Raw genomic sequence first — 14947 nt, 5'->3', positions numbered from 1 at the left:
ATAAGTTTAAAAGCGGCGCGTTTTGTTGTCCTCCGGCAGGTCCGGTCAAATAAATGATATCCAAAATGTCATAATACTTCTAAAAATACTTTGGCAGATTTGATAAAATACGAAGAGAACCAGTCACAGGAGATTGGGCGGGAATCCGCATGCGGCAGGAGGCGCCGGTCTGGAACTGACCGCCGTACGGCTATCCCTGAAAAACAGGAGAGGAGCAATTGCAATGGACAAGAAAGCAGAAGTCACCTACAACCCACAGCTGGGGTATCTGAAAACGGTATTTACCCATAATTTTGACTTTCTGACGGAGATCCGGGAGTACAGACAGGAAGAATCGGCCCTGGAACTGACTGTGGGCACCTACCGGAAAAAGACGGCCAAAGTGCGCGTCGACTTCCTCACCGGAGAGGCATTCCGCTTCCGGATGTACCCCTTTGAGGATACCGCAGTATATGAAAATGCTGTGTTTCCGCTGGAAGGGAAGACTGGCTATGAGCTTCAAGTGACGGAAGACTGCCTCACCGCCAGCACAGGACGTATGACCCTGCGGTTTGGGAAGCGCCCGTGGGAACTTTCGGTATTTCTGGATGGGAAGCTGCTCACCAGGGAAAATGTCTGTGACGCCAATGTGGACAACATGTGCAAATACCTGCCCATTGGTTTTGACTGCGACGAACAGGGCCGGGTGATCAGGGTGAGGGAAACCATGTATCTCCCCTCCGACGAATCCTTTTACGGCTTTGGCGAAAAATTTACCGGATTCGACAAGCGCGGCCAGGTCATTCACTGCCGCCAGTGTGACGCGCTGTCCACCAACACGGAAAAATCCTATAAAAACATCCCCTATTTTATGAGCAGCCGGGGATATTCCATCCTGCTCAACACCTATACGGACAACGTGTTCGATATGGGCGTGGGGTCCGGCGTGTCCTACGGGATGGAGTCCGCCGACAGGATGCTGGACTACATGCTGTTCTGCAACCGGGATTACAAGGGGCTGCTCTCCGATTATACAGCGCTTACCGGACGTTCTCCCATGATTCCCAAATGGGCCTTCGGGCTGTGGATGTCGAGATGCAGCTACCAGACCCAGGAAGAGGTGGAAGCTGTGGCCCGCAGGCTGCGGGAGGAACAGATTCCTGCGGATGTGATTCACATCGACGGCTGGCAGAAAATGAGCGAGGCCGGGGTTTGGCAATGGGATTTGGAACGGTTCCCCGATCCCAGGGGGATGATCAAAACCCTTTCCGAGCAGCATTTCCATCTGAGCCTGTGGATGTGGCCCTATATTGCAGTGGGCACCGAGGGGTATGAATACGCCAGGGCCCACGGCTACCTGGTGATGAATGACAAGGGGGAGGTATCCACCTTCCACTCCGCCGCCACCAGCGACGCCTGGTTTGCCGCCTTTGATTTCACCAATCCGGAGATGGTGGCCTGGTACCGCGGCCTGGTGCAGGCTGTGGTCAAAGAGGGTGTGGGCGTAATTAAAACCGATTTTTCCGAAGCTGTGCCTCTGGACGCCGTATACCACGACGGATCCAACGGCCTGCAGGGCCACAACAAGCTGCCCCTGCTCTATGCGAAAACCATTTATGAGGCCTGCCGCGACGTTAAGCAGGAACAGGGAGAACGGCCCATGCTCTGGGGGCGCAGCGGCTATGCCGGCACCCAGAATTATCCTGGCAACTGGGCGGGGGATTCCTCCACCGCTGAGAACAACCTGGCCTGCATCCTGCGGGGCGGGCTCTCTATGGGTCTTTCCGCAGTGCCCTTCTGGGGCCATGACATCGGCGGCTTTTACAATACCGACAGTGACGGGTATGAATGCCCGCCCACCGAGGAACAATATATCCGCAGCGCCCAGTTCGGACTGCTGAGCCCCCTGAGCCGCTGCCATGGGAAAACTCCCCGGGAACCCTGGTATTTCAGCCAGCAGGCACAGGAGATTTTCCGTGCCTACGACAGGCTGCGCTATCGCCTGATCCCCTATCTCTATTCCATTGCATGGGAAGCGCACAGCACGGGCGTTCCCATGCTGCGGGCCCTGCTGCTGGAATACCCCGACGACTGTACCGCCCGCTGTGTTGGAATGGAGTATATGCTGGGTTCCTCGCTGCTGGTGGCGCCTGTTTTCGACCAGGACGATTTCCGGGTGTATCTGCCGGAGGGGAACTGGGCGTCACTGCTGACCGGCGGCTTTACGGAAGGCGGACGTTGGGTGCGTCCCGGGAAGCAGCTGGAGAATATACCCGTCTACCTCCGGGAGAATTCGGCCCTGCCCATACAGGGGAAGGACTTGCTCTTTACGGAGGAGAAGCCCTTCGAGGATCTCTGCGTTCTGATGAACCTTTCCACGGCGGCGGAAGAAATTTTCTTTGACGACGGCCAGGAATACCGGTTCCGGGCGGAACTCAAGGGCGGTACGGTGATTGTGGAAACAGAACTACCCATGACATCTGCTGTCCTCTATACCCAGCAGCCCTTGGTGCGCGCCGTGGTCAACGGGGAAGAATATACCGTGGAGGAACGTTCAGCTACCGTGAAGCTTTTGAATAAAAACTGCGCCGTTCCGGCTGAATGACAGAAAAAAACAGGGTATATTTCATACAAAAAGCAAGGTGTTTCCCATTTTTTCCGCCCAATGCCGTCTCCTTTTCCAAAACAGGAAAAAAACTGACAGCGGTTTTGGACACATTGTGCAGGAAGTAAAAATTATAATATCGGAAAGGTCAAAAATCTTATAGCAAGAAAGCTGTGCACATTGCTATAATGAGGTCGACTCAGTTGAAACAAATTGTGCAATACAAGTTGCCGGTTGTTCAACTAATCTGAAAAGAGGGTGCTAAAACAAATGAAGAAGAGAATCGTATCTGCAATTCTCGCCACCGCCATGGTGGCAACGTTGTTTGCTGGCTGCAGCAACAACAACAGTTCTTCCACCAGCTCCGCTGCGAAGGACGATTCCAGTTCCAAGGCCACCAGCTCCACGACTGAAAGCGGTGCCGAGTCCACGCCCGCCGGAAACGACGGCGCCAAGGTGGAAATCGAATTCCTGCAGCAGAAGAGAGAGGCCGTTGACACGTTTGACGCGCTGATCCAGGAGTTCCAGAAGCAGAACCCCAACATCACCGTCACCCAGAACACCGTACCGGATGCCGGCACTGTTCTGATGACCCGTGCGGCTTCCAATGAAATGCCCGACGTGCTCACCCATTGGCCGACTGACGCAGCGTATATTCAGTTTGCCACCCAGGGCCGCCTGAAGGATCTTACCGACAACGCTTGCATGGACAATGTGATCGACAGCTACAAAGAGTCCATCAAGCTGGACGGCAAGTATTACACCGTGCCGATCTCCCTGAACTTCATGGGCGTATTCTACGATGTGGACAAGTTCAAGGACGGCGGCTATGAAGTGCCGAAAACCTGGGACGAGTTCATCAACCTGGCTAAGGACATCCAGGGTAAGGGCGAGGTTGCCTTCGTTCTGCCCGACAAGGATTCCTGGACCATTTCCCAGGGCTGGGACAACATCGGCGGCAAGGACCGCGGCGGCGAGATGGGCAAGTTCTATGACGAGCTGCGTGCTGGAACCACCACCTATCAGGATGATCCCATCGCGGTAGATTCCATGGAAAAGATGATCGAACTGCGCGAGTATTCCCAGGGCGATACCCTGTCCCTCGGCTATGACCAGGCCATCAACGATTTCGCTACCGGCACCGGTTATATGTTCATCCAGGGCATCTGGGCCCTGCCTTCCATCGAGTCTGCCAACCCCGACAAAAACGTTGCCATGTTCCCGATGCCCAACGACAAGGGCGACATGAAGCAGCCTCTGGGTGTTGACGTGGCCATCTGCGCCGGCGCCGATACCACCGGCGACAAGGCTGACGCTGTGGACAAGTTCCTGCTGTATCTGTCCAGCACAGAAGCTGCGCAGATGTACTCTGACAAGGACCACTCTCCCTCCTGCATCAAGGGCGTTGAGGCTCAGATTCCTCAGGCTCAGGCAGTGCTGGATCTCATCGACACCGCAGGTGTTCTGGATATTTCCGCTCCTCCCGCAGGCTTTGAGGAGACCAAGCGTTCCAAGCTTCAGCAGGTTCTCATCGACAAGGACGTAAATGCGTTCCTGACCACGATGACCGAAGATTTCCTGGCCGCTGCGGCTTCTGAGCAGTAAAAATCAAAACTTCCCGAATTGAGAAGACCCGGAAAATCTCCGGGTCTTCTCGATAAGGAGGAACAACGAGGAGGTGTCCGGTTATGTCAAAACTCCCCGCGCAGGGTGCGGATAGGCCGAAAAACGGCCTGCAGAGGAAGAACGTGGTCATGGTGCTGTTTACTCTCCCTGTTCTGATTCTCTACTCGGTATTTTTCCTGGTGCCGATGATTCTGGGCGTGTATTACAGCCTGACAAACTGGACCGGCATCAGCAAGACCTTTGATTTTATCGGTCTGAAAAACTATGCGACGGTCCTGCAGGATAAGCGTTTTTACAATGCTATTTTCTTCAACTTCAAGTATACCATCTGCCTGGTGATCGGGACGATCCTGCTTTCCCTGCTCATCGCACTGGCACTGAACCAGCTGGGGAAATCCAGTACATTCTTCCGCTCGGTCTATTTTATTCCCGCTGTGCTCAGCCTGGTAACTGTGGGCCTGATTTGGAACGAGCTGTTCCTCCGGGCTCTGCCGGTGATCGGCAAATCCCTGGGCATCGGTTTTTTGAGCACAAATATTTTGGGAAATCCCAAAACTGCCATGTTCGGCGTTTTGATCGTCAACCTGTGGCAGGGCTGCGCCATTCCGACGGTGCTGTTTGTCGCCGGCCTGCAGAGCGTGCCCAAGGACCTCTATGAGGCGGCTACTATTGACGGCGCCAATGCCTGGCAGAAGTTTAAAGCGATCACGGTCCCCTTCCTGATCCCGATCATCACCATGGTGGTCATCACAACTACAAAGGGCGGCCTGACCATTTTCGACTACATCAAGGCTATGACCGACGGCGGCCCCGCCCAGGCGACGGAAGCTATCGGCATCCTGATCTACCGTCATGCCATGAGCGAAGGAAAGTTTGCACAGTCTGTGGCAGAGTCCATGATCCTCTTTGTGATTGTGGCCATCGTCTCCTTCGCCACCATCAAGCTGACGAGCAATAAACAGGTAGGTGACGACTGATGAAACTATCTAAAGGCGGTTTGGTACTCAAGGTACTCTCCTATGTCTTTTTGATTGTAGGAGCATTGATGATCCTGTTTCCGTTGTTCATCACGATCATCACCTCACTGAAAACTCCGGCTGAGTCGGCGGAAAGCTTTTTTTCACTTCCCTCCAGCTTTTATCTGGATAACTTCAAAAGCGTGTTCCAGAAAGCCGGGTACTTTACCTATTTCAGAAACTCGGCGGTTGTTACGGTCACCTCGGTTCTGGCAATCTACATCATCACGCCGATGTGTGCTTATGCAATCTCCCGGAATATGCAGAAGATCTATTACAAGACGATCTATTTTTATACCCTGTGCGGAATTTTTGTGCCGTTCCAGGTCATTATGATCCCTCTGGTCAAATATTTGGGCGACCTGCGTTTGACCAACCAGTTCGGTCTGATCCTGATGCATATTTCTTTGGCGTCTTCCCAGGCGATCTTCCTGCTGGTGAACTACATCCGTTCTGTTCCGCCGGATTTGGAAGAGGCTGCCGCCATCGACGGCTGCAGCACCTTTGGCGCTTACTGGCGCGTGGTTCTGCCTCTGATCAAACCCATGACCATGACGGTGCTCATTTTGAACGCCCTGTGGATTTGGAATGATTTTCAGATGCCCTTGATCATCCTGAACAAGGATCCGTCCACCTGGACGCTGCCCCTGTTCCAGTACAACTTCAAGTCCCAGTACACCTTCGACTACAATATGGCGTTCGCCTCCTATCTGGTGGCCATGGTCCCCGTGATGATTGCCTATGCCTGTGCGCAGAAATACATTGTAGCGGGGCTTACCCAGGGCGCTGTGAAGACCTGAGTTGTGTTCTTTCAAAACCTCCTCCTCTCCTTGAGCGGGGAGGTTTTTTTATAAACCGTATTCCATGAGACCGAAAATAAAATTTGCCAGATGAGGAAGGGTGAGAAAATTGTTTTCAAACCGGCTTCCTCATGGTAAAATAGACTGAAAAGTTGTGAATACAGTATTTGTGTGTCAGAGCATCCGGAAGGGCTTCAGCCGTTCTGCACCTTTCCGGAAGGGTAGAAAAATGGGGAAAGGCAGGGCTGTTTGCCGAGCGGTGGAAGCAGTCCTGAATGTGAGAAAATGAAAAGATTTTTTCAAAAGCAGCCGCTGCGTGTCAAAATTATGGCGGGAAACCTGTTGCTGCTGGTGATGTTTCTCTGCCCCAGCATCATGTTTTACAGCCAGGCGATGGAGGAGACCATTGATTCCAACATCAACTATATGAATCAGATCAACAGTCAGCTGAATCTGAACGTGGAAATGATCTTTTCTCCTCTGGACCGCATCAATTATCTCCACTATTCCGATGGTGAAATGCGGCGCATCCTGGTGTCGGACAGCGCCAAAAAAACCAGTGCGCAGCGCTTTGAAGACGATCTCTATCTTCGCAACGCCCTGAATCATTCCTTCCGGAGCAGCGCCTTTATCCTCCGGGGGGCTGTGATCAACAAATACGGGGATGTCTACTGCAGTATCAGCTCCGATACGGACAGCTACCAGGAATACGTGGGAAAGCTGATGGGCGGGTTTACCTGGGAGGGACAGAATGAAGCTTACCTGACAGGCGTGCACGAAACCGTCATCCAGCTGGCGAACCGTAAGGTGATCACAGTACTGCAGCGGCTGTACTATTACGGCTCCTATGTGGGCGTGCTCAGCGTCGACCTCAATTACGATGAGCTTGTCCGCCGCCTGGACAAGACCTATTCCGCCAATTTTGTCAGCTCGCTGTGCGTGGTCGGAAGGGACGGGCTGATCTACAATTCACCGGCGGCTTATTTGGAAGATGAAGAATTGGGGCAAGGGGATCTGCTCTCCCACCTGCGGGAGGAGGCAGCCTCCATGATAGGGCTGAATGAGACTTCCCGAAAGATTCTGATTGAGGGAAAAGAGTATTTAGTCACTGCTATCCAGAATGAGAAAACGGGGTGGACCCTGCTGCAGTATGTGCCCATGGACGTGATGAACACCATAGGTTTTGAAGGGATTAAGAACATGCTGCTGGTATTTCTCGCGGTATTGCTGGTAGCTGTTTTTTTCAGTATTTTTCTGTCCCGGCAGACGATTCAGCCGTTGGAAAATATGATATCCGCCATGAAATTCACCACGAAAGGCCATTTGAAGCTCATGGAGATCCCACAGGAATTTGAGGGCAACGAAATGGGGGAGCTGCTGCACAATTACAATTCCATGGCACAGCGGATCAACGACGATATCGACGCCACCTATCTTTATGAGATCAATCACAAGCGGATGGAGCTGAAGATGCTGCGCTATCAGATCAACCCGCACTTCATGTACAATACTCTGAACACCATCAGCGCCCTGGCCGAAATCGAAGGGGTTCCCGGGATTGTGCAGATGGCGGGCAGTCTGTCAAAAATCCTTTATTACAATGTCAAGGGAAAGGACGTGGTTCTGCTCCGGGATGAGATCGAATACATGCGCAACTATTTGCAGATTCAGGATATTCGCTTTCCGGGCCGGTTCCACACCAAAATTGAGGTGCCCGCGGACGTGGGGAACTGCTATATGCTGAAATTCCTGATTCAGCCCATCCTGGAGAATTCCATCTCCCACGGTCTTTCCGACAAGAGGACAGACGCCTGTATTGAAATCAGGGCAAAACAGGACGGAGAGGATTTGTACCTCTCGATTTATGACAATGGCGTGGGAATGGAAGAGGAGGTCTGTGAGAGATGGAACCGGCGGCTGTCGGAGGGCAATGCCGAGGCATCGTCTGAAGAGGACGATGACAACGGGATCGGCCTGATCAATGTGAACGCCAGAATAAAGAATTTTTACGGCCCCCGGTATGGGCTCCAAATCTCCAGTGAAAAGGGCGGTTATACAGAGGTGACGCTGCATCTGAAGACGCTCAGCGGTACCGGAGACCGCCCGGAGAACAGGGAAGACGGGCTGTTTCCGGAACAGACGGAAACCGGGGAACAGGAAACGGAAGAATGAAGCGGGTCGTGAAACTGTGGGAATGAATGGGAATATGTCCGAAAGGGCATCATGATTGCATGGGGAAGAAAGGCAGGAACGTCAATTATGAAAGTGTTGGTGGCAGACGATGAATTCTACGCACGTAAGGCTTTGGTCAAGATGCTGAACGATATCGGCCTGGAGGTGGAAGTGGCTGCCGATGTGGAAACGGGAAAAGAGGCTGTTGAGTTTTTGGCTGGGAATCCGGATGTGGACGTAGTGGTGACCGATATCCGAATGCCGGAGATGGACGGCCTGAAGCTGGCGGAATACGTGCACAGGGAGTATCCGGAGATTGCCGTGGTCATAGAAACCGGCTACGCGGATTTCAAGTATGCCCGGCAGGCCATCCAGTACAGTGTGAGGGATTACATCACGAAGCCTATCGGCAAAGAGAATTTGAAAAGCGCCCTGTTGAATATTGAGAAAAGCAGGCAGCGGGAAGAGAAAAAAGTGAAGGACAGAATCCAGGAAAGCGTCTTCGAAATTTCCAAAGAGCAGCTTTCCATTCAGGAGCTGGCCCAAAATCCCGAGCTGCAGGAACAGTTTATGGGCGGCTGCCCCGAATACGCCGCTTCCCTTTGCTACCGGGTCCTGCTGATGCAGGTGGATGGGGAGACCTCCTACCCCCAAAAAGAAGAAATCAAGCGCAGGCTGCGGGAAGAAGCAGGGACACAGGCCTGCGAGGCATTCTATTTCAAGAACAACCGGGAGTACGTACTGCTGGCCTATTATGAGGACGCCTCGGCGTCCTTGCACAGCTTGAAAAGCTGTGCAAATTCGGCCTTGGCATGGAGCAAAGCGGTAACGGGGTGCAGCGCCAGCATTTCGCTCAGCCGGTGCCACCAAGGTATGGGAGAGCTGTACGATGCGTATAAGGAAGCGGTCTACGCCATCAGCCAGCGGCTGCTGCAGGGTTGGGACCATGTCTATGTTTACAACGGCGAACGGGATTCCGTCCCCGCCCTGTCCCAGCAGGATGAGATAGGGCTGCAGAAAGCGCTGGGGAATTCTGACTGCCGCGGGGCGGAACAGGTAATCTGCCGGATTTTTGAAGACCCTGAGCTGCTGCAGAACGGGGATATCTACGGACTTTACCGGAGAATCATCAGTGTGCTGAGCATTTTAAACCGGCATTACCACCGTTCGGATTCCCCGTCGGACGACCGGGTGCTGCTGATGTTTTCCAGGCGCTACGACCTCTATAATTTCAAGCACATGTCGGAGCTGGAAAATTACCTGCTGGGCATGGTGAGGGAAATTTGCTGCCAGGCTCAGGGCGGAATGGAAAACAGCAGCGATATCATCCGGGAGATCACGGAATATATCAGCCGCAGCTATCAATACGACATCTCCCTTCAGGATTTGGCGGAAAAGAAATACTTTATGAACGTCTCTTACCTCAGCAGGCTTTTCAAGGCCAATGTGGGAAAAACCTTTTCCAAATATTTGATTGAGTACCGGCTGGAAAAATCCAGGGAACTTTTGGAACAGACTATTCTCAAGGTGAGCGATATCGCCACCCATGTGGGATATAACGACGTTTCCCACTATATTCAGTCTTTCCGCAAGGTCTATGGGATGACGCCCGAGGAATACCGGAGCAGTTTAGGCCGGACGGAAGCGTAAGAAAATTGTAAGAAAAAATTCCGGCGTCTGCAAGGCCTGGAGGGTAAACTGTGCGGGAAGTAAAAGCTTCATTTCCCGGGGAATTTTTCCGGTTCCTCTGCTGATTGGAAAAAAAAGAAAACAGCCTCATTGCACCGCCTGGAAAAATGGGGTATGCTGGTCAAAAAGGAGGCGCTTTTATGGCCAATGAGGAAAAGAAGGACTTTAACGCGATGCTTCGCCGGGACAACGGCATGCCGAAAATCCAAATTGTCACCGACCAGAAGACCATTGAGAAATACGGCGGGACAAGGATGTATTTTGCGCCGCCGGCAGACTACGACAGGGTGATGAAGGCCGTGCCCGTTGGAAAGCTGCTCACAGTGGGCGGCATACGGGAATATTTTGCCCGGAAAAACGGGGCGGACTTTACCGATCCCATCACGGCCGGCATCTTTGTCTCCATCGCCGCCTGGGCAAGCTGCCAACGGGAGGGGGATGAAACCCCTTACTGGCGCACGCTGAAAGCAGGGGGCGAACTGAACCCCAAATATCCCGGGGGCGTGGAAGCGCAGAAAAAGCTGTTGGAAGCCGAAGGACATCGGGTGGCGGTGCGGGGAAGAACAAACCTGCGCTATTATGTGGAAAATTACGAAGCAGCTCTTTTTCCGCTGAACTGACTGCGGGCGGCGCAGATATGTTCCGGCAAATTTTGGAAATTCGTCATAAAAGCCGGCGCGGCAGCGTTTTCTGGAAAGGCCCCCTGCTTGCGGGGGAGAGTAAAGGAGTAAAGGAGAACTGGCATTGGAAATTTTTGAATGGCTGAAAACAGTCTTTCTGGGCATTGTGGAGGGCATTACGGAATGGCTTCCCATCAGCAGCACCGGGCATATGATTCTGGTGGACGAATTCCTTCATCTCAACGTGTCGGAAGAGTTTATGAACATGTTCCGGTATGTAATTCAATTGGGAGCAATTTTGGCGGTGGTGGTCTTATTCTTCCACAAGCTGAACCCCTTCTCTCCCAAAAAAACCAGGACGGAGAAGCGCGGTACCTGGAACCTCTGGGGAAAGGTGATCGTGGCCTGTATTCCCTCCGCAGTGATCGGGCTGCTGCTTAACGACTGGATGGATGAGCACCTGATGAATTACTGGGTGGTGGCTGCCGCGCTGATCGTATACGGCGTACTGTTCCTGTTTGTGGAGCGCGGCGGGACTTCCGCTCACATCCGCCGGATCGAGCGGGAGGAGGACCTCTCTTACCGGACGGCGCTGCTCATCGGCCTGTTTCAGGTGCTCTCCATCGTGCCGGGCACCTCGCGTTCAGGCTCCACCATTCTGGGGGGCATCTTTTTAGGCTGTTCCCGGTCGCTGGCTGCAGAGTTTTCCTTCTTCCTGGCCATTCCCACTATGGTGGGCGTCAGTATTCTGAAGGTTGGAAAGTATGCTATGGTACAGCTTTCTGCAGGGCTTCCGCTGTTCACCGCCCAGGAGGGGATCATTTTGGCCCTGGGTATGGTTACCGCCTTTGTGGTGTCGCTGCTGGTGATCCGTTTCCTGATGGATTTTGTGCGCCGCCACGATTTCAAGGCGTTCGGCTGGTACCGGATCGCTCTGGGCGCAGTGGTGCTGGGTTATTTCCTGATTCTCGGAAGATAAGCGCGGGGCGGCGTGCCGTGCAAACCGGGCGGGAGGCCGCTGGATGATGTGCAGCGGCCTCCTCTTTCTTTCCGTAAGGAGCAATGCAGGAAACTGAAAAGCCGGACCGTCACTTGTTCCTATAGGGCGGAACCTGTTCTTGCCAATTTCACAGAAAGATCATCGGTTTCATAGCTATGATACACATTGACAAAAATAGCGGATATTTCTATAATGATTTCATGTTTATGAAAGTTCTGCGTTCTTCATACTTGGAAAGGATGATAAAAATGGAAGCTTCATTTCATAGGGAAAATCGGAAAAACCTATTGGAGGCCATGCCGGACAATTCCGCGGCTGTTCTTTTTTCCGGAAATGCGCCCCGGCAGTCGGCGGACGCCTACTATCCCTTTTTCTGCAGCCGGAATTTTCTGTATCTGACCGGCGTGGATTTTGCCGGCTTTATCCTGTTTTTGCAAAAGACTAAGGGCACAGCCAGGGAGGTCCTTTATATTCTGCCCCACGACCTGTTAAAGGAGCGCTGGACCGGGCGCAGGCCCACCGCAGAGGAGGCGTCGGCACAGTCCGGCATAGAGGACGTCCGTTATGTGGAAAGCTTCGAGGAGGATTTCCGCAGGGCGGCTACCGGCGGGGCGTTCGACAGCCTCTGGCTGGACCTGTTCAACCATACGCCTGAGGAGGAACCAGGTGAAGCGCACCGCTTTGCCCACAGCGCAGCCAAGCGCTATCCCGGCCTGTTGATCCGCAATTTGCTGCCTCAGCTGCGCAGCCAGCGCACGATCAAGCGGCCCTGTGAAATTGCCGCCATGCGCCAGGCCATGACGGTGACGCGTGCGGGTATCCTGGCCATGATGAAAGCTTCCCGTCCAGGCATGTACGAATACGAGTACAAGGCGGAATTTGACCATGCGCTCACAAGCCGCGGGGTTCTCACTTCGGCCTTCCCTTCCATTATCTCAGCGGGCAAGAACAATTTTTGCATCCACTATTACAGCTACACCGGCCAGGCCCAGGACGACGACATGATCTTGAACGACGTGGGCGCCTGGTGGGACAACGAGGTCAACGATGTATCCCGCGGATGGCCCTGCAACGGCAGGTTTACCAAGGAGCAGGCCGCGCTGTATCAGTGCGCCTACAACACCTCGGAGTACATGTTCTCCATCATCAAGCCGGGCATGCCCATGGCCTCTGTGGATCTGACCGCCCGGAAATACTGCTATGAGCAGCTGAAGGCCATTGGAAAGCTCAACTCTTATGAAGAAATTGGGAAATACATGTGGCACGGCGGCGCGCATCACATCGGGTACGACGTGCATGATGAGGTGGATATGACCCGCGCTGTGGCTCCCGGCATGGTATTCTGTGTGGATATCGGCATCTATGATGAGGACAGCGGTATTGGCTTCCGTCTGGAGGATAACTGCCTGGTGACGGAGACCGGCTGCGAAAACCTGTCGGCGGCGATTCCGAGAAAGCTGGAAGATATTGAGGACGCCATGGCGCACTGAAAGCGTCCTGTAATAGAAAAAACAGGTTCTGCCCCGGCTTGAGGCAGAACCCGTTTTTGTTTTCCTTTGCCTGCCGCGGCTTCCGGTCAAAGCAGGGCAGGCACCGGCAGGGGAATGCCGGATTCAATGCTCTGTCTGCCCGGATTTGTGATGCAGGGGGTTAGGGGTGTTCAAGGTCAGGATCCGTGCGGTGCGTGCGGTGCGGTTGGCCCAGTTGTGAGGGCGTGTAGAAGCGATGTGTATGGAATCGCCGGGGTAGAGCAGGTACTGGGCATCTTCCAGGAAAAAGGTGACCACGCCCTCCAGTACATAGACAAACTCCTCTCCTTCATGAGAGTACATCTCCAGGCCGTCCTCCTCGCTGTCAAAGGGAAACAGCGTGAACACGCGGGGCAGCATGTCGTAGGAAGCATCGGGGGTCCGCAGGATGCTCTGGTAAATCCGGGGGCTGATTTCCGTAAACTGCAGGTCGATTCCATGCACTACAGGATCGGCGGAACGGCGGCCGGTGTGTTCTTCAAACAGCTCGGACAGGGGAGAATCCAGAATTTCGGAAAGCTTCTCCAGGGAATCCAGCGCGATGGAGGAAAGTCCCCGTTCAAATTGAGAGAGGAAGCCTACGGAAAGTCCGCTTCCCTCGCTGAGCTGTTTCAACGTCATTTTTTTCTCTGTGCGCAGGGCCTTTACTTTGGCGCCGATGGCCATATTGGTATCCAATCTAAAATTCCTCCCAACAGTCATGTTCCATGGTCTATCATATCTGCTGGACAGCGGAATGTCAAGAAATAGAAAGTTCACAAATATGAAAATTTCTTTGCGGGGTCTTCTAAGGCTTTTTTCTGGAGAAAACCGGGAAATCCCAGATGATGCATCCTGAAAAAATGATAAATCTTCCAAAAGCACGCTTGACAAGCGGAAAAACTGTCCTTATAATCAGATTCATAGATATAAAACTTTTTGAAAAAACCAGGAAGGATAATTCACAAATATGAAAAAAATTGACTGTCCTTCCGCGGCTGCGCCGCAGGGGGAAGCGGGGCGGGATGGCTTGTCCGTATTCGACATCCAGAGGTACTGCATTCATGACGGGGAGGGTATCCGGACGACGGTGTTTTTTAAGGGCTGCCCTCTGCGGTGCGCCTGGTGTCATAATCCGGAAAGCCAAGCGGGAAAGCCGGAACTGCTCTGGAATGAGGAACGCTGTACCGGGTGCGGCGCCTGCGAGGCGGCGTGCCTTCAGAAAGCGGTTTGGGGGGGATGCCCCGAACCGGACCGCAGCCGCTGTATTGCCTGCGGCGCCTGCGTGCAGGCCTGTCTGGGCTCTGCAAGACAGGTGGCCGGAATCCGCTACAGCCCGGAAGAGCTGGCTGCCGCGGTCTGCAGGGACAGGATGTTCTACGAGGAATCGGGCGGCGGGGCGACCCTTTCCGGAGGGGAGGTGCTGGCGGCTGAGCCCTTCCCGGCAGTATTGGAACTCTGCCGGCTGCTGAAGGAGGAAGGAATCAGCGTTTTCATCGACACCTGCGGGCAGGCGCCTTTTGAGCGTTTTGAGCAGCTGCTGGAGGTTGCAGACTGCTTTCTCTACGACATCAAGGCCATGGATTCCCAGAAGCACAGAAAATGGACCGGCGTGGGGAATGAGCTGATTCTTCAGAACCTCTGGAAGCTGCATCTGAATGGGGCGAGAATCCGCCTGCGCCTGCCCCTGGTGGAGGGGGTCAACGCGGAAGAGGAGGATATTCTGCCGGTGATCGGCCTGCTCAAAAAAGGACTGCGGGCAGAGAAAATCCATCTGCTGCCCTACCATGATTTCGGGCGGAGCAAAGCCCAGAGGCTGGGGCACGTTTCTCAGCCGTCCTTTCAGGCACCGTCCAGGGAAAAACTGGAAGGGCTGGCGGAGTTGTTCCGCGGGGCTGGTTTCCCCCAGGTGGTGATCGGCGGATAAGGCAG

11 protein-coding genes are annotated in these 14947 nt (G+C 53.7%); 10 read left to right on the top strand and 1 reads right to left on the bottom strand.

The features are described from left to right. Positions 1-223 precede the first annotated feature (223 nt). The 9 genes from BN3911_RS14645 (at position 224) to BN3911_RS14605 (ending at position 12997) form a co-directional block, all read left to right on the top strand. Positions 224-2584: a glycoside hydrolase family 31 protein gene (locus tag BN3911_RS14645; RefSeq protein ID WP_066866911.1), complete on the top strand. Its 2361-nt coding sequence runs from the start codon at positions 224-226 to the stop codon at positions 2582-2584. 270 nt (positions 2585-2854) lie between these two features. Further along, positions 2855-4189 carry an ABC transporter substrate-binding protein gene (locus BN3911_RS14640; RefSeq protein WP_066866909.1) on the top strand — a complete coding sequence of 445 codons (1335 nt, stop codon included), beginning with the start codon at positions 2855-2857 and terminating at the stop codon, positions 4187-4189. 83 nt (positions 4190-4272) lie between these two features. Beyond that, positions 4273-5187, top strand: coding sequence for a carbohydrate ABC transporter permease (locus BN3911_RS14635; RefSeq protein WP_082942308.1), 915 nt, complete (start codon positions 4273-4275; stop codon positions 5185-5187). Continuing rightward, a complete protein-coding gene (locus BN3911_RS14630) occupies positions 5187-6026 on the top strand; it encodes a carbohydrate ABC transporter permease (protein ID WP_066866907.1) in 840 nt (279 codons plus the stop codon). Before BN3911_RS14635 ends, BN3911_RS14630 begins: the two co-directional genes overlap by 1 nt. A gap of 285 nt (positions 6027-6311) precedes the next feature. Next, positions 6312-8198 carry a cache domain-containing sensor histidine kinase gene (locus BN3911_RS14625; RefSeq protein WP_147578624.1) on the top strand — a complete coding sequence of 629 codons (1887 nt, stop codon included), beginning with the start codon at positions 6312-6314 and terminating at the stop codon, positions 8196-8198. Positions 8199-8285: 87 nt separating this feature from the next. Beyond that, the gene (locus BN3911_RS14620; RefSeq protein ID WP_066866903.1) at positions 8286-9848 is read left to right on the top strand and encodes a response regulator; all 1563 of its coding nucleotides are present in this window, start codon (positions 8286-8288) and stop codon (positions 9846-9848) included. Positions 9849-10027: 179 nt separating this feature from the next. Then, positions 10028-10507, top strand: coding sequence for an MGMT family protein (locus BN3911_RS14615; RefSeq protein ID WP_066866901.1), 480 nt, complete (start codon positions 10028-10030; stop codon positions 10505-10507). Between the two features lie 124 nt (positions 10508-10631). After that, positions 10632-11486 carry an undecaprenyl-diphosphate phosphatase gene (locus BN3911_RS14610; protein ID WP_187127763.1) on the top strand — a complete coding sequence of 285 codons (855 nt, stop codon included), beginning with the start codon at positions 10632-10634 and terminating at the stop codon, positions 11484-11486. A gap of 269 nt (positions 11487-11755) precedes the next feature. Next, positions 11756-12997, top strand: coding sequence for an aminopeptidase P N-terminal domain-containing protein (locus tag BN3911_RS14605; RefSeq protein WP_187127762.1), 1242 nt, complete (start codon positions 11756-11758; stop codon positions 12995-12997). 123 nt (positions 12998-13120) lie between these two features. Here BN3911_RS14605 and BN3911_RS14600 read toward each other — a convergent pair whose 3' ends face one another. Next, complete coding sequence (locus BN3911_RS14600) at positions 13121-13714, bottom strand: helix-turn-helix domain-containing protein (protein ID WP_082942306.1); 594 nt, start codon at positions 13712-13714, stop codon at positions 13121-13123. Between the two features lie 271 nt (positions 13715-13985). Between BN3911_RS14600 and BN3911_RS14595 the strand changes: the two genes are divergently transcribed. Next, on the top strand, positions 13986-14942 hold the full coding sequence (locus tag BN3911_RS14595; RefSeq protein WP_082942305.1) for a glycyl-radical enzyme activating protein: 957 nt from the start codon (positions 13986-13988) through the stop codon (positions 14940-14942). Positions 14943-14947: the final 5 nt, after the last annotated feature.

This window comes from Neglectibacter timonensis, from assembly GCF_900048895.1.
Taxonomy (GTDB): Bacteria; Bacillota; Clostridia; order Oscillospirales; family Acutalibacteraceae; genus Acutalibacter; species Acutalibacter timonensis.
The sequence above is the reverse complement of the archived record's forward strand: the minus strand, read 5'-3'. Positions and strand labels throughout refer to the sequence as shown.